Source organism: Conservatibacter flavescens (assembly GCF_002795425.1).
Classification (GTDB): domain Bacteria; phylum Pseudomonadota; class Gammaproteobacteria; order Enterobacterales; family Pasteurellaceae; genus Conservatibacter; species Conservatibacter flavescens.
Window position 1 is genome coordinate 1 of the sequence record NZ_PHHA01000034.1, and the last position, 16,337, is coordinate 16,337.

At 38.5% G+C, this 16,337-nt stretch carries 13 protein-coding genes; 8 read left to right on the forward strand and 5 right to left on the reverse strand.

Annotated elements, in window-relative coordinates; all coding sequences use genetic code 11:
• Nucleotides 1–250: 250 nt before the first annotated feature.
• Both CVP05_RS11475 and argG read left to right on the forward strand, forming a co-directional pair.
• Nucleotides 251–1,579 (forward strand): NAD(P)/FAD-dependent oxidoreductase, encoded by a 1,329-nt coding sequence (locus tag CVP05_RS11475; RefSeq protein ID WP_100289705.1) that lies wholly within the window; start codon nt 251–253, stop codon nt 1,577–1,579.
• A gap of 104 nt (nt 1,580–1,683) precedes the next feature.
• Nucleotides 1,684–3,024 carry an argininosuccinate synthase gene (gene argG / locus CVP05_RS11480; protein WP_100289706.1) on the forward strand — a complete coding sequence of 447 codons (1,341 nt, stop codon included), beginning with the start codon at nt 1,684–1,686 and terminating at the stop codon, nt 3,022–3,024.
• Nucleotides 3,025–3,088: 64 nt separating this feature from the next.
• Here argG and apbC read toward each other — a convergent pair whose 3' ends face one another.
• Nucleotides 3,089–4,198 carry an iron-sulfur cluster carrier protein ApbC gene (gene apbC, locus CVP05_RS11485; protein ID WP_100289707.1) on the reverse strand — a complete coding sequence of 370 codons (1,110 nt, stop codon included), beginning with the start codon at nt 4,196–4,198 and terminating at the stop codon, nt 3,089–3,091.
• Between the two features lie 166 nt (nt 4,199–4,364).
• Here apbC and metG point away from each other — a divergent pair, with 166 nt between their 5' ends.
• The 4 genes from metG (at nt 4,365) to CVP05_RS11505 (ending at nt 8,889) form a co-directional block, all read left to right on the forward strand.
• On the forward strand, nt 4,365–6,419 hold the full coding sequence (metG, locus tag CVP05_RS11490) for a methionine--tRNA ligase (RefSeq protein WP_100289708.1): 2,055 nt from the start codon (nt 4,365–4,367) through the stop codon (nt 6,417–6,419).
• 108 nt (nt 6,420–6,527) lie between these two features.
• Nucleotides 6,528–7,682, forward strand: a complete 1,155-nt coding sequence (gene metK, locus CVP05_RS11495) for a methionine adenosyltransferase (protein ID WP_100289709.1) — start codon at nt 6,528–6,530, stop codon at nt 7,680–7,682.
• 72 nt (nt 7,683–7,754) lie between these two features.
• Nucleotides 7,755–8,258, forward strand: coding sequence for a SprT family zinc-dependent metalloprotease (locus CVP05_RS11500; protein WP_100289710.1), 504 nt, complete (start codon nt 7,755–7,757; stop codon nt 8,256–8,258).
• A 61-nt stretch (nt 8,259–8,319) separates the two neighbouring features.
• Entirely contained in the window at nt 8,320–8,889 is a 570-nt protein-coding gene (locus CVP05_RS11505) for an opacity family porin (protein ID WP_100289711.1), read from the forward strand.
• A gap of 45 nt (nt 8,890–8,934) precedes the next feature.
• Here CVP05_RS11505 and CVP05_RS11510 read toward each other — a convergent pair whose 3' ends face one another.
• The gene (locus CVP05_RS11510; protein WP_100289712.1) at nt 8,935–10,539 is read right to left on the reverse strand and encodes an ABC transporter substrate-binding protein; all 1,605 of its coding nucleotides are present in this window, start codon (nt 10,537–10,539) and stop codon (nt 8,935–8,937) included.
• Between the two features lie 187 nt (nt 10,540–10,726).
• Here CVP05_RS11510 and CVP05_RS11515 point away from each other — a divergent pair, with 187 nt between their 5' ends.
• A complete protein-coding gene (locus tag CVP05_RS11515) occupies nt 10,727–11,644 on the forward strand; it encodes a LysR family transcriptional regulator (protein WP_100289713.1) in 918 nt (305 codons plus the stop codon).
• Here CVP05_RS11515 and CVP05_RS11520 read toward each other — a convergent pair.
• Together CVP05_RS11520 and CVP05_RS11525 are read right to left on the reverse strand one after the other, a co-directional pair.
• Entirely contained in the window at nt 11,611–13,107 is a 1,497-nt protein-coding gene (locus CVP05_RS11520) for an AbgT family transporter (RefSeq protein ID WP_100289714.1), read from the reverse strand. The genes CVP05_RS11515 and CVP05_RS11520 overlap by 34 nt on opposite strands.
• 31 nt (nt 13,108–13,138) lie before the next feature.
• Nucleotides 13,139–14,308, reverse strand: a complete 1,170-nt coding sequence (locus CVP05_RS11525; protein ID WP_100289715.1) for a M20 aminoacylase family protein — start codon at nt 14,306–14,308, stop codon at nt 13,139–13,141.
• Nucleotides 14,309–14,494: 186 nt separating this feature from the next.
• Between CVP05_RS11525 and CVP05_RS11530 the strand changes: the two genes are divergently transcribed.
• Complete coding sequence (locus tag CVP05_RS11530) at nt 14,495–15,421, forward strand: helix-turn-helix domain-containing protein (RefSeq protein WP_100289716.1); 927 nt, start codon at nt 14,495–14,497, stop codon at nt 15,419–15,421.
• 7 nt (nt 15,422–15,428) lie between these two features.
• Here the strand turns inward: CVP05_RS11530 and CVP05_RS11535 are convergent, their stop codons facing one another.
• Nucleotides 15,429–16,337, reverse strand: a complete 909-nt coding sequence (locus CVP05_RS11535; protein ID WP_100289717.1) for a dimethyl sulfoxide reductase anchor subunit family protein — start codon at nt 16,335–16,337, stop codon at nt 15,429–15,431.

Consider the following 16,337-nt stretch of genomic DNA (forward strand, 5'->3'; position numbering starts at 1 on the left):
ATCCTAGTACCCCAGCCATATTCTTTTCTTATTTAAGTCATAATATAAGTTATTTGGATAACTCAGTATTTATTTCAATACGCGGTCAGGCCCGAGAGGATTATTTGCACCTATTTTCTTTGTCTTGACATGAATTTGTGCTTTGATAATTTTAAAGCAAAATACTTCCTTTTATTCCACTAGACAACCCTAATTAAACATTCTAAAATCTGCTCAGTTTTGTGATTTAGATCAAATTTTAGGAATGATTATGAAAAATATTGTGATTGTCGGTGGAGGGGCTGGCGGGCTTGAGCTAGCGACATTTCTAGGGGATAAAATGGGCGTAAAGTCCCGAGCAAATGTGACCCTGATTGATAAAAACTCCACCCACCTTTGGAAGCCTTTATTACATGAAGTAGCAACGGGCGCATTAGATGATGGGAGTGATGCTTTAAGTTATCGAGCGCATGCGCGAAATCATGGATTTTATTTTGAACAAGGCGCGATTGTGCGTATCAATCGTGAGCAAAAATATGTAGAACTGGCGCCTGTTTATGGATTGGAAGGAGATATGATCGTGGTGGCACGTCGTATTCCTTATGATTATCTTGTATTGGCGATTGGAAGCAAATCTAATGATTTTGGCACCAAAGGCGTAGAGGAACATTGTATTTTTCTCGATAGCCAAGAACAAGCATTACGTTTTCATCATAAGATGTTGGAATTATTTTTAAAATTTTCCGAAAACAGCGCGCTTGATGAAATTGGAGAAGAAGAAAGTAAGCAAAAATTAGTGCAAGAAGGTAAAGTGAATATCGCTATTGTCGGTGGTGGCGCGACAGGTGTTGAGTTGTGCGCAGAGTTATATCATGCCGCACAAGATTTATCTTCTTATGGTTATGGAAAAATCGATAGCCATTGTTTACAAGTGACACTTGTGGAGGCGGGACCTCGTTTATTACCGGCATTGCCTGAACGCGTGTCCAGCTCAGTATTAGCCCACTTACAAGAACTCGGCGCTCAAGTAAAGCTGAATACACAGATTACAGAGGCTGAGGCGAATAAATTGCACACGAAAAACGGTGAGATTATTGAGGCGGATTTAATTGTTTGGGCGGCAGGTGTGCGTGCTTCTTCTGTTACCCAGCAGTTTGATGGTTTAGAGCTTAATCGAATTAATCAAATTCATGTGAAAGATACCTTACAAACTACCGTAGATGAGAGTATTTTTGCCTTAGGCGATTGTGCATTTTTATTGCAAGAAAATGGCAAGCCAGTGCCACCTCGTGCGCAAGCCGCGCATCAAATGGCCAAATTATGTTATAAAAATATCGTGGCATTATTTGATAATAAGCCATTAAAGAAATTTGTGTATAACGACAAAGGTTCATTAGTGTCATTGTCGAAATTTACTGCATTGGGGAATATCGGAAAAGATGATAAATCTATGGTGATTGAAGGGAAATTAGCGCGTATGGCTTATATTTCTCTATACCGAATGCATCATCACGCATTACATGGCTGTCTAAAAACCGGCGTGTTGATTTTGATTCGTCATATTAACCGTTTTATTAAACCAGCATTAAAATTACATTAACGTTACATAAAAAGTGCGGTAGACTTTACCGCACTTTTCGTTGATAATAATATCATTGCAATTCACGCAAACGATTACTTCTCTTAGCTTCAATAGGAATTATCATGTCAAATACAATCTTACAACACTTACCAAAAGGTCAAAAAGTCGGTATCGCTTTTTCAGGCGGTTTAGATACAAGTGCTGCGTTATTGTGGATGCGTCAAAAAGGCGCTGTACCTTATGCTTATACAGCTAACTTAGGCCAACCGGACGAAGACGATTATAATGCAATTCCTCGCAAAGCGATGGAATATGGGGCTGAGAAAGCTCGTTTGATTGACTGTCGCGCACAGTTAGCGCATGAAGGAATTGCGGCGATTCAATCAGGCGCATTCCATGTCTCTACTGGTGGGATTACTTATTTTAATACAACGCCACTAGGTCGAGCAGTAACCGGAACGATGTTAGTTGCGGCAATGAAAGAAGATGATGTACATATTTGGGGAGATGGCTCGACATTTAAAGGTAACGATATTGAGCGTTTCTATCGTTATGGTTTATTAACCAATCCAGCATTAAAAATTTATAAGCCTTGGCTAGATCAACAGTTTATTGATGAATTAGGTGGCCGTTTTGAAATGTCACAATTTCTGATTGCCAATGGTTTTGATTATAAAATGTCAGTGGAAAAAGCCTACTCAACAGATTCGAATATGTTGGGTGCGACTCATGAAGCTAAAGACTTAGAAGAATTAAGCACAGGAATCAAAATTGTAAAACCAATTATGGGTGTGGCATTTTGGGATGAAAATGTAGAGGTGAAACCTGAGGTTGTTACTGTACGTTTTGAAGAAGGTGTGCCGGTGGCTTTAAACGGAAAAACATTTAGCGATGCAGTTGAACTATTTTTAGAAGCGAATCGAATTGGTGGCCGTCATGGTTTAGGTATGTCGGATCAAATTGAAAACCGCATTATCGAAGCTAAATCAAGAGGGATCTATGAAGCGCCGGGAATGGCATTATTGCACATTGCTTATGAGCGTTTGGTGACAGGTATTCACAACGAAGATACTATCGAACAATACCGTATTAATGGTTTACGTTTAGGTCGATTGCTTTATCAAGGTCGCTGGTTTGATCCACAAGCTTTAATGTTGCGTGAAACTGCCCAACGCTGGGTTGCACGAGCAATTACCGGTGAGGTCACTCTTGAATTACGTCGTGGTAATGATTATTCATTATTGAATACTGAATCGCCAAACTTAACCTATGCAGCAGAACGTCTGAGTATGGAAAAAGTGGAAGATGCACCATTTGATCCAATCGATCGTATTGGTCAATTAACAATGCGTAATTTAGATATTGTCGATACTCGTGATAAATTGAGTGTGTATTCACAGGCTGGCTTGATTAGCGCAAGCAAGGATTCGGTATTGCCTCAACTTGGTAAAAAATCGGATTAATTTGGGTGAATAGGGGTAAGATCATCAAGGCTTACCCCTTTTTATTTATCTTTTTAATCGCCCACTATTTGACTTCACGGAATAAAATTTCTCCCGGAATAACCGAGCCTTGCCAATAAAGTTCACTGGCTACTTTCTCTGCTAATTGCAGGAAAGATTGCGTGATCTCGTCTTCTGGCGCCGCAACTACCGTTGGAGTACCCTTATCTAAATCCTCACGTAAACGAATATGTAATGGTTGTTGTCCTAAAATTTTAACCTGATACTTTTCAGCCAGTTTGGTTGCCCCTCCAGTACCAAATAAAGCCTCATGATGTCCACATTGACTACAAATATGCATAGACATGTTTTCAATCACGCCTAATACAGGGACCGATACTTTTTGGAACATAGTGATCCCTTTTATGGCATCAAGTAAAGCGATATCTTGTGGTGTAGTGACAACCACAGCACCGGTTACGGGGATTTGTTGTGATAAAGTGAGTTGGATATCCCCTGTACCAGGAGGCATATCAATCACTAAATAATCAAGATCTGGCCACAGCGTTTCGTTTAATAATTGGCTTAATGCACTACTTGCCATTGGACCACGCCAAATAGTTGCGTTATCAGCTTCCATCAAATAGCCAATAGAATTAGAAAATAAACCGTGTGCTTCAATTGGCACGATATGCTGATTATCTGGTGAGGTCGGGCGCTGATTTGCAGCACCTAACATATGCGGGATAGAGGGACCATAGATATCAGCATCTAGAATACCTACACGAGCGCCTTGCGCTTTTAGTGCAAGCGCGAGATTGACGGTGACGGTAGATTTACCCACCCCACCTTTACCAGAAGTAACCGCAATAATATTTTTTACGCCTTTTACCGCAGGGTGGTTATTAGCGCGTTTTAATGTGGCGATTTGGTATGTGAGCGCCCATTTTACTTCTTTACTCTCAGTTGCCTGCAATAAAGAAGCGGTTAGCGCTGATTGTAATTGGGTGAATCCCGTATTCCAAGCAAACGGCAAAGATAGCTCAATACGCAAAGTATCTACACCTTTTTCGATTTTTTTTATCGCACCTAATGTGACGAGATCTTTTTGTAATGTCTCATGTTGAAAACCTTGTAGCAGGGAAATGACTTGCTTTTCCTGAGCATCGGTTAAATTTGAAACTTGAATAGCCATACTATTTATCCTGTTATTATTTCCATAAGTGATTATTCACTCTTATTTAATCACGATCCCCTTAAACTGTTAAGCAGAAAATACAAAAGTACGGTTAAACTGGAAAAAATACCGCTAATCAGGTAATATTTTGAAAAATTTTTCATTATTTTAGGAAATAAAAAGAATGTCGAAAAGTCGTCAAATTTTAGTGACCTGTGCGTTGCCTTATGCCAATGGCCCTATTCATTTAGGTCATATGTTAGAACATATCCAAGCGGATATTTGGGTACGCTTTCAGCGTATGCGTGGTAATGAAGTGTATTTTGTTTGTGCAGATGATGCGCATGGCACGCCTATCATGCTTAAAGCAGATCAGATGGGAATTAGCCCTGAACAACTCATTGCAGATGTTCAGCAAAGCCATATGGCAGATTTTGCTGGATTTAACATTAGTTTTGATAATTATCACTCAACACATAGCGAAGAAAATAGAGTATTTTCAGAAAAGATTTACCGCCAATTAAAAGCTAATGGTTTTATTAAATCTCGCATTATTTCTCAGTTATTTGATCCGGAAAAGAATATGTTCTTACCTGATCGCTTTGTGAAAGGAACTTGCCCTAAATGTAAAGCGGAAGATCAGTATGGGGATAATTGTGAAGTGTGCTCTTCTACTTATAGCCCAACGGAGTTGATCAATCCGCGTTCAGCGGTTTCAGGCGCTACACCGGTTGTGAAAGAATCAGAACATTTTTTCTTTGATTTGCCAAGTTTTGAAAGCATGTTAAAGGCCTGGAACCGTTCAGGTGCATTACAACCGGAAGTGGCGAATAAAATGCAGGAGTGGTTTGATGCCGGGTTACAACAATGGGATATTTCCCGCGATGCGCCTTACTTTGGCTTTGAAATTCCTGACGCGCCAGGTAAATATTTTTATGTTTGGTTAGATGCGCCAATTGGCTATATGGCCTCATTTAAAAATTTATGTGAAAAGCGCGGGTTAAATTTTGATACTTTTTGGCAACAGGATAGTGATGCGGAGCTTTATCATTTTATTGGTAAAGATATTATGTATTTTCATAGCTTATTTTGGCCGGCCATGCTAGAAGGGGCTGGGTATCGTAAACCAACCAATATTTTTGCTCACGGTTATGTGACGGTAAATGGCGAAAAAATGTCAAAATCAAGAGGGACATTTATTCAAGCAGCAACATATCTAAAACATCTAGACCCAGAATATTTGCGTTATTATTATGCGGCAAAATTAAGTGGGCGCATTGATGATTTGGATTTGAATTTAGATGATTTTGTTCAACGAGTGAATACAGATGTCGTGAATAAGCTAGTGAACTTAGCTTCACGTAATGCAGGGTTTATTCAAAAGCGTTTTGATGGAAAACTTGCTGCACACATAGAAGATAACGCGCTTTGGCAGGAGTTTACTGCGCAAGCTGATATGATTGCATCATATTATGAAAGTCGCGAATATGGTAAAGCGATTCGTGAAATTATGGCGCTGTGTGACAAAGCAAATAAATATGTAGACGACAAAGCCCCTTGGGTGATTGCTAAAGACGCTGAAAGAGAGGCTGAATTACAAGCTGTTTGTTCTATGGGAATTCAGTTTTTCCGTATTTTAATGGGATATTTGAAGCCAGTATTACCAAAACTCGCAGAGCGTGCAGAAGCCTTTTTACAAACGGAATTAACGTGGGATAACTTAGCTTCTCCATTATTAAATCATCAAATCGCGCCATTTAAAGCCTTGTTTACGCGTTTAGAGATCAAACAAATTGAAGCGATGGTTGAGGCTTCAAAACAAGAAAATGCGGCAGTGAAAAGTGCGGTACAAAATACACAAGTTCTTGCTACAGACGTTGCGGTGGGTGACATAGAACCTATTGCTGAAACTATTAGTATTGATGATTTTGCGAAAATCGATTTACGTGTAGCAAAAGTCATACATTGTGAAGCCGTACCGGAATCTAAAAAATTGTTAAAATTCAGTTTGGATTTAGGCAATGAAACACGGCAGATTTTTTCAGGGATTAAAGCAGCTTATGATAAACCAGAAGAGTTAGTTGGACGTTTTGTTATCGTGGTCGCCAATCTTGCACCGCGTAAGATGAAATTTGGGGTATCAGAAGGTATGATTTTAACCGGCGCAACAGCAGATGATAGTGTATTGGCACTGCTATCAGTTGATAGTCATGCTTTGGCTGGTATGAAAGTGAGTTAATGATTAAAGCGAAAATAAGGTGATTTATTCACCTTATTTTCATTGAATTTTTTTATAAAACGCGTATGATAGCCGTCTAGATGTAAATACTTCTAAAGGTTTTAAGTAATGACAACTCATTTATTCACTTCTGAATCGGTGTCGGAAGGACATCCGGATAAAATTGCTGATCAGATTTCTGATGCAGTACTTGATGAAATTTTAAAACAAGATCCTAAAGCACGTGTTGCGTGTGAAACCTATGTTAAAACAGGTATGGCGCTTGTTGGTGGCGAAATCACGACATCGGCATGGGTCGATATTGAAAATTTAGCACGCCAAGTGATTTGTGATATTGGTTATACTTCCTCAGAAATGGGATTTGATGGTCAATCTTGTGCAGTATTAAATGCGATTGGAAAACAATCTTCTGATATTAATCAGGGGGTTGACCGCGAAAATCCATTAGATCAAGGCGCAGGCGATCAGGGTATTATGTTCGGCTATGCAACCAATGAAACACCGGTATTTATGCCTGCGGCAATCACTTATGCTCATCGTTTAATGGAGCGTCAGGCGCAAGTCCGTAAAAATGGTACATTAGATTGGTTACGTCCTGATGCAAAAAGTCAAGTCACGTTAAAATATGAAGATGGCAAAATTGTTGGTATTGATGCAGTCGTATTATCAACCCAACATGCAGAACATATTAGCCAAGCGCATCTACATGAAGCGGTCATGGAAGAAATTATTAAGCCTGTTTTGCCTAGTGAGTGGTTAAGCAAAGATACCAAATATTTTATTAACCCAACAGGGCGCTTTGTGATTGGTGGGCCAATGGGCGATTGTGGGTTAACAGGGCGTAAAATTATTGTGGACACTTATGGTGGCGCAGCTCGTCATGGAGGCGGTGCTTTTTCAGGCAAAGATCCATCGAAAGTTGATCGCTCAGCCGCTTATGCCGCTCGTTATGTTGCAAAAAATATTGTTGCAGCTGGATTAGCGGATCGTTGTGAGATTCAACTTTCTTATGCGATTGGTGTGGCTGAACCGACATCAATTATGATCGAAACATTTGGTACGGCAAAAGTCAGTGAAGATTTATTGGTGAAGTTAGTTCGAGAGTTTTTTGATCTTCGTCCTTATGGCTTGATTAAAATGTTAGATCTTATTCAACCAATTTATCGAGAAACCGCAGCATATGGTCATTTTGGTCGAGAACAGTTCCCTTGGGAAAAAATTGATCGTGCAGAAGACTTAAAAAGTGCGGCTGGATTGAAGTAAGTTTTTTTGAAAGCTATTGAGTGATGTCTATTGCAGATATCAAGTCCCTCAATAGCTTTTTTATTTTGTGTTATGAGTCATGATTTTCGCCTACTTAAATTACAAGTCCAACGTAAGCTTAAGACCTGTCTAGATTTGGCCGAGAGACATTTTAATCGAAGCTTCCCTATGCCGGTTGTGAGTTATGATGTACGAGGCGTAAAAGCGGGAGTGGCTTATTTACAGAAAAACTGTATCAAATTTAACCGCACTTTATTATTGGAGAACCCAGAGGCATTTATTAATCAAGTTGTTCCTCATGAGGTTGCCCATCTCATTGTCTATCAGATATTCGGGCAAGTTAAACCACACGGCAAAGAATGGCAATTTGTAATGGTCTCCCTTTTTCAAATACCTGCAGACACTTGTCATCAATTTGATGTCAGCAGTGTACAAGGGAAAACTTATCCATATCGCTGTGCTTGTCAGATTCATCAGTTAACCGTTCGACGTCATCAGAAAGTTCAACATGAAAGAGCGGTGTATATCTGCCGAAAATGCCAATCGCCGTTATCTTGGTTAGATGATTTTTTGTAAAATCAGTGATATACTCCTATAAAGTAACTCACTCTACTCATACACATGGAGATTTTATATTATGAAAAAAACATTATTCACGATTGCATTTGGTGCATTGGCTATGGCATCTACAGCATCAGCGAATTGGTATGTTCAAGGTGACTTAGGTTATTCAAAGGCTGAAGTTGACGCAAATGCTAAAATTAAGGATAGCGGTTTTGAGCCTCGAGTGAGTGTAGGTTATAAACTGCAAGATTTTCGCTTAGCCGTAGATTATACACATTATCAAGATGTGAAAGATTCTTATCAGAATGGCAGCGTGGTAGGCAATGCTAAAACCACCGTTCGTGGAGTGGGCTTATCTGCAATTTATGATATTCCTGTGCAGTCTGATTTGAAACCTTATGTTGGTGGGCGTTTAGCGGTGAATCAATTAAAATTATCTGATCGCTATGTTCATGATCGCACTTATGGTGAAGCGGATTATAAGGAAACATCTGTTGGTGTTGGTGCATTAGTGGGTGCCACTTATCCTTTGACGCCAAATGTGAAATTGAACGTTGGGGCGGAATATAATCGTTTAGGGAAAGTCGATGATGCAAGTGTGAATAACTATGGTGTCAAAGTCGGTTTACGTTACGATTTCTAATTTTATTTGAAGTGAGGCAGGTTAACCTGCCTCATTATTTTTGTCTTATTCTTCTAGATTCACAGAATAAAAAGACATATAGCCAAATGGGCTTTGTTCAAAGTTTTTCACGCGTTTGCTTAATGGGACATAGTTGATTGCATGTGCTAACGGTAAAAAAGGCACATTTTGTTGAAATAATTCGACGGCTTGTTGATAGAGTTTATCCCGTTCTGTGTTATCTGATGTAGAGGCTGCTTTCTGTAATAAACTTTCCATCTCTTCTGAACACCAACGGGCGTAATTCGTACCGGGAATATTCTCACAGCTTAATAACGGAAATAAGAAATTATCAGGATCGCCATTACGACTTGTCCAGCCATAAGTGCCAGTAAAAAATTCACCTTCTCGAGTGCGTTTATTAAAATCGGCCCATTCATGGGTAACGAGTTTTGCTTTTACACCAATTTTTTCCCAGTCAGATTGTAGTAATTCAGCGGTTCTGCGCGGATTAGGATTAGAGGGTCTGACAACAGGTTGTACCCAAATTTCTGTTTCAAAACCATTAGGGTAGCCGGCTTCAGCGAGTAATGCTTTGGCTTTTTCTATATCATATTCGTATTGCATAACCTTCGAGTTATAGCCTAATACTGCGCTAGGATAGGGATTAAGCGCAAGATGTCCAGCATCTTGAAAAACCGCAGCGATGATTGCTTTACGATCTGTGGCATAGCTTAAGGCTTGGCGAACTTTAACATTGTCTAAGATGGGTTTAGTTGTATTTAAGCCAATATAAGCGAGATTTAACCCTTCTCGTGATAAAAGTTGTATATTCGTATTGTTTTTCATATGGCCGATATCTGAAATATTGGGAAAATCCATACTATCACAATCACCGGCTTGCAGCTTAGCATAGCGAGTGCTTGCATCAGGTGTGACACTGAAAATTAAACGTTCAATATTGGGCTTGCCTTTCCAATAATCTGTATTTGCTTTATAGCGCACGGCATGATCGGTTTGATAAACTTGGAAAATAAAAGGACCGGTGCCGATCGGTATTTGATCGATGATATCCGGTTTGCCGGCAGCGAGTTGTTTTTGAGCATATTCTGCGGAATAAATGGATAAAAAGTCCATTGCAACGATGGTTAGAAATGGGGCATTTGGCTGTTTTAAATGGATTTGGACGGTATAGTCATCAAGTTTTTCTATTTTCTCTAAAATATTGGGTAAATTCATCCAGTTATAATAAAAATAAGTGCCAGCAGAGACATTATGATAAGGGTGAGATTTATCGGCCTGTCGCATAAAGGAGAAAATAACATCGTCCGCATTGAAATCACGCGTTGGTGTAAAGTGTTTATGGCTATGGAATTTTACGCCTTTGCGTAAATGAAAAGTATAAGTTAGCCCATCCTCGCTAATTTCCCATCGTTCTGCTAAAGCGGGTTCTACTTCTATTTTTCCAGGTTTAAACTCAACTAATCGATTATAGACTTGTTGTGAACTGGCGTTAAAATCGTTTGCATCATTGGTTATTGCAGGGCCGAGTTTCATGGGCGGCGTGGCGATACAGTGAATAAATGTATCAGAAGGCGCTTTGCCTTGAGTGGTGCCAATATAACTGAATGTGAGCGCGAGAGTTAGGAAAGATAATCGACCATAATGCATAATAGAACCCTTTGATAATGATAAAAATAGAAATGTTTAAATTACGTGAAAAATGGAAAAGTTTAAAGTATAAATTATTCTAATTTAGAATAAAAAGTGATAAAAGAATAAGGTTTAGCAGAGCAAAAAGTGGCTTTAGTTTTACATTATTTTGATAAGCACAATAAGGAAAAATGGAATTTAGGCAATGGAAATTACTTATCGTCAATTAAAAGCGTTCACGATTTTAGTGCAAGAACAAAGCATGATTAAGGCTGCTGAAAAATGTTTTGTTACGCAGTCCGCCTTAAGTCAATCTATAAAAAGATTAAGTGAGCAGTTAAATTGTATTTTATTTATTAGACAGGGGAATCGATTAATTTTAACGGAATCTGGTAAGCGTTTTTATCAATATGCATTAGATATTGTGAATAAATTAGAACAATTTCAAGCTTATAGTGGGCAATATCAATTTAAAATTTCTGGTTTATATTCCGTGTCAGCTTCATTAATTCCTATGACAATTTATGCTCTTAAACAAGAACATGATTCTGTTGAGTTTATTTTGCAAGAAAATAAAGTGAATAATATTACTCAATTGGTATTAACGGGGGCAGTTGATATAGGCGTGAATATTAAAGTGGAACAAAAAGATTTAGAATTCTTACCGCTCTTTAAAGACTATATGTGTTTTCTTTGTCCAGAAGATCATCCATTGGCTGATCGGGAGCTTGTTAGCTGGGAGAATATTCATTCTTTTGTGAATATTGGTGTAGAACAAAATACATCAATTCGTCATCTCGTTGAGCAAACTTATGAGCAGTTAAATCTTAATTATCAGCCGAGCTTTAATATACACCGCGCTGAAACGATAGTCGGTATGGTACAAAATAAATTGGGATGTTCAATTCTTTCTTCTATGTTTGCTTTTTTGAAAAAACATGAGCGTGTAAAATTTATTCCTATTGAAGATCCTAGAGCATACCGAGAAATAGGCTTAGTAAAAAGAAAGGATTATCACCACCCTATGATAACCCTTTTTTATCATCAAGCGCTAAATATCATTCACTCTTGGAGTGCAGTGAAAGAAAATTACATTGGTCCTATCGGTAGTCCAAATGAATAGTAAATTAAGAATAACGCTCCCCAGCCGAACAGCAAAATTAAAGCATATGGCAACATCATAGAAAGGAAGGTACCAAATTTCATTTTGCTATCATATTGAGCAATAATGGCTAGAATCATTGGAATATAGGCATTTGTAGGCGAAATTACATTGGTCGTTGAATCGCCTATACGGTACGCCATTTGAATTGCCTCTGGCTCAATACCTAATAGCACAAATAGCGGGATAAATACAGGAGCCATCATTGCCCATTGAGCAGAGCCACTATAAACAACAAGGTTAATTATGCCAGATAAGACAATCAGTGCACCAAGCATAAAAACAGGGGGTAAATTCATATCAGAGAAAAAATTTGCTCCGCTGACTGCAAGATAGGTCGAAAGATTGGTCCAGTTAAACCAAGCAATAAATTGTGAAATCACAAATACTAATACAATATAAGTACCTACCGAACGTAATGAATTTGCCATTAAGTTTGGAATATCATCAGGGTGCTTAATTTTTTTAGCAACAACACCAAACACAATCGAGCAAAGCAGAAAGAAAGCCACTAGAATTGGAATGATTCCGCTTAAAAAAGGTGAAGGAACTAAGCCACCCTTAGGGTTGCGTAGCGGTGAGGATTCAGGAAAAATTAAGGCGCATAAACCAAAGATAAATAATAGCGCAACGATTCCTGTGACTTTTAATGCTTTATATTCATCAGCAGAAATTTCCTGTAGATTTTTATCATTGGATTGCATATTGGCGTAATGTTCTCCGCTTGGAAAGCGTGGCTCTATAATTTTTTCAGTAATAAGTGTGCATACCACAACTAAAAAAGGTACAGATACCAACATAAAGTACCAATTAGCGGCGGGTGAAATTTGTACATTAGAAACGGATTTTATTGCTTCATTGGTAATACCCGAAAGAAGCAAATCTGTACCAGCAATAAAGATATTGGCTGTAAAACCAGCTGCAACTGCAACAAAGCCAGCAGCAACGCCAACAACAGGATTACGTTTGGTTGCAAGGAAAATAATACCTGCAATAGGTGGGACTAAAATAAAAGCTGCGTCAGAAGCTAAATTTCCTATAATACCCACAAAAAATATACATGCCGTTACTAGTTTCTTAGGTGCATTTAATAAAAGTGCTTTAATGGCAGCATTGGCTAATCCAACCTCTTGTAATAAACCAATAGCAATCATCATACATAACACTAGGCCGAGTGGTTTAAAGCCAATAAAATTATTTACAGTAGAATTAAGAATATAAATTAACCCCTCACTGCTTAATATACTTTTGATTGCTACCGTTTCTTTTGTTGCAGGATGCAAAATGGTGGTATCAAATGCATTTAAAATGCTAGAGATAATTGCAATCGCAATGCAAAGATAAATAAATAGGTAAAATGGGTGTGGAATTTTATTACCTATATGTTCGATTCTATCGGAAAATGTTGTCGGTTGTGTTTTCATAATTCACCTCTTATTGAATAGAGAATTAATTTTATGTGTATGATTTTACGACTTGAACGAAATAACTTGCGCCATATGGAATAATTTCATCATTAAAGTCATACTTTGTATTATGCAGAGCTGCACTATCACCATTACCAATAAAACCGTAACAGCCTGGTACTTCATTAAGAAAAATAGAAAAATCTTCACTTCCCATCAGTGGTAAAATATCGCAATCAACCTTGTCTATACCTACAATCTGTTGTGCTGCAGTGATTGCTCGTTCTGTTTCCTGTTGTGTATTCATCGTTACAGGATGAGAGATGGCACCAAATTTTATATGGGCTTCTAAATTAAATGCTTGAGCAATATGTGGCACAAGTTGTTCTAATTGCTCAATAACTTGTTGGCGTACTTGATTGTTTAATGTACGGAATGTGCCTGTTAACTCAGCTTTATCTGCAATAACATTAGTTGTTTCACCGCAATGGATTTGAGTGACAGACACGACAACAGAATCTAAAGGATTAAATGTTCTTGCGACAAAACTCTGTATACCTTGATAAATAAAGGTGGCACCTAGCAGAGGGTCTTTAGTGGTATGTGGCATTGCAGCGTGCCCACCGTTGCCTGTAACGGTAATATAAAAACGGTCGGAGCTTGCCATTATTGGACCGCTTTTAAATCCAAAAGTATGGCTTGGCATATTAGGCATATTGTGTAATGCGTAAATTGAAACAACAGGGTATTTCTTTAGTACGCCTTCGGTTATCATGGCTTTAGCTCCACCTAACCCTTCTTCGGCTGGCTGAAAAAATAATACAGCAGTACCCGCGAAATCACGATTTAAGCATAAGAATTTAGCTGCCATTAAAAGCATAGTTGTATGACCATCATGTCCACAAGCATGCATATAACCAGAGTGCTGTGAACGATATGAAAAAGCATTTGCTTCGTTGATCGGTAAGGCGTCAATATCTGCGCGTAGACCAATGAGAGGTCCATCAATATGACCTTTAATCGTGGCAACGACCCCTGTTTTTGCAAATGAGGTATCAATACTGTCAACGCCATACTTAGTCAGTAATTCAACGATGAAAGATTGTGTTTTTACCTCCGTAAAGCCAATCTCGGGATATTGGTGGAGGTGTTGACGAATTGAGCGGGCTTCTTGTTGCCAGCTGGAGATAGTATCAAAAATAGAATTTGTCGGTGACATAAGGCGCTCCTTTTATGTTAAATAATAGAAAACTACTTAAGTGTTAAAAAAATGTAAATAAAAAGATTTTAATAATAGTATTAGATAAGCTTATAGTATGGTATAAATAATTTTTAACTGATTGATTTTATTTCGGAAAGCAAGTCAGTTTGACAAGGAGGCTAGGGCAATGATGAGGAAAATGGTATGGATTATTTAGATAAATTAATTCGCCTTTCAAAAGTAGAAGGCGAAATTAATACTTTATGTCGTTTTCAGGGGAATTGGCAGGTTAAGCATGCACAAGAAGTCGAAGCAATGGGGATTTTCCACATTATTTCGCAAGGTTCTTGCGAAGTGATTTTGGACAATCAAGAACATTATCATTTAAAAACAGGAGATGTATTTTTCTTGCCTTATGGTTTGGCACATCACATAGGAAGTTGCGGGCTGCAACATTGTGAGGCATGTCTTGGGGGAATGAGTGCTTGCGAATATGGGGCATTTTCATTGAAAACAAATCAAATACAACAGTATGATTTTGAAATGTTCTGTGGCTATGTACGTTATTCAACCTATTCTCGTTCTTTCTTGAACTTACCCGATTTTTTGCATTTATCTGCTCAAACACACCCTCAACTGAATGCATTATTGCAGCTATTACAACATGAAGCTTCGTTAAAATTACCCAGTAAATCAATTATTGATTCATTGTGTAATGCAATGTTTACTTATTTAGTGCGAGATTATGCGGAAAAAAGTGATATTCGTTCAGGTATATTAGGTGCATTATTGGATAAACGGTTAGCCATAGCGGTGGAGAGTATGTTGCGACAGCCTGAGTATGAATGGAATATGGAGCGACTTGCCGAACTTTGTGCCATGTCTCGCGCAAGTTTTATTCGTTTATTTAAGCAAAAAACCGATATGCTGCCTGGTAAGTTTTTGATGGATTTACGCATGCAAAAAGCGGAAATGTTGTTGAGAGAAAGTCATAAGTCGATTTTAGCTATTGCATTGGGCGTAGGTTATAAATCTGAAGCGCATTTCAGTCAAGCATTTAAGGCGCGTTATGGCATGCCGCCAAGTCAATTTCGAGAAAAAATCAAACCCGGATATACCGGGTTTGATTAAGAAAGGGTTATAAGCCTAATGCTTTCATACCTACGGTCATGTGTGAACCATAAAATAGAATCCGCATCAAGCATTCAGCTATGAACACACAGCATACGCCAATTAGGGCAAGGAATGGAGTGTGTTTGCGATAGGCTAAAGTAGTAAGCAGTAAACCCACTAAGAGTAATACTAAGCGAATGATAGAAATACTCGCGAGTTCAGGCACTAAATCTAAAGCATTGACAACTGCAGAACTGACATTTTGTAAATAATGGTAGTAGCGATAGTTACTGATTATGGCAATAATAAAAGCCAACCAAAGGAGTGCCAAATATCCTTTTTGCTCTTTTTTAATGTCAGCGTATTGGCATAAACAAATCGTGAGAGTGAAGCCAACTAACAGGGCAGTTAAACCAAAAGCAATAGGGGTATAAACCGTATTCCATGTAGGGACAGTTGGTATAGCGTATAATGAGGACATCGTATAAACAAAGCCAATGCCTAATAAACTCACAACAATTAATAAAATAGGTTGCCAAAGTGCGGTCAAAAATCCTGAAATTTTATTTAACAAACGAATAATCCCGTTCTTTTGCCATGTTTCAGGTAACCAGCGTGCGATGCCGAAGAGCCAGTAAGCTACGCCGGTAGCAAAAAAGAGGGATCCTGTTGCAATTTCATTACTTAAGCCTGATTGCCCTACCCGATTGAGCGCATTAAATGCACGCTCTGGGGAACCTAAATGAGTGGTTGAGGCAATGAAAGCAATTGCCATAAGAACCCATAACACTGTCATGGCATAGTGTGCTTTGCGTTGAATATACACCTCTTTTTGTGTCAATAATAAAAAGCTTAACGCAATAAATGCACCCGCAACACCTTGTCCTAACACCGTAAAAATAACTAAAGGTAGTTCATGTAATCCTGCTTCCAT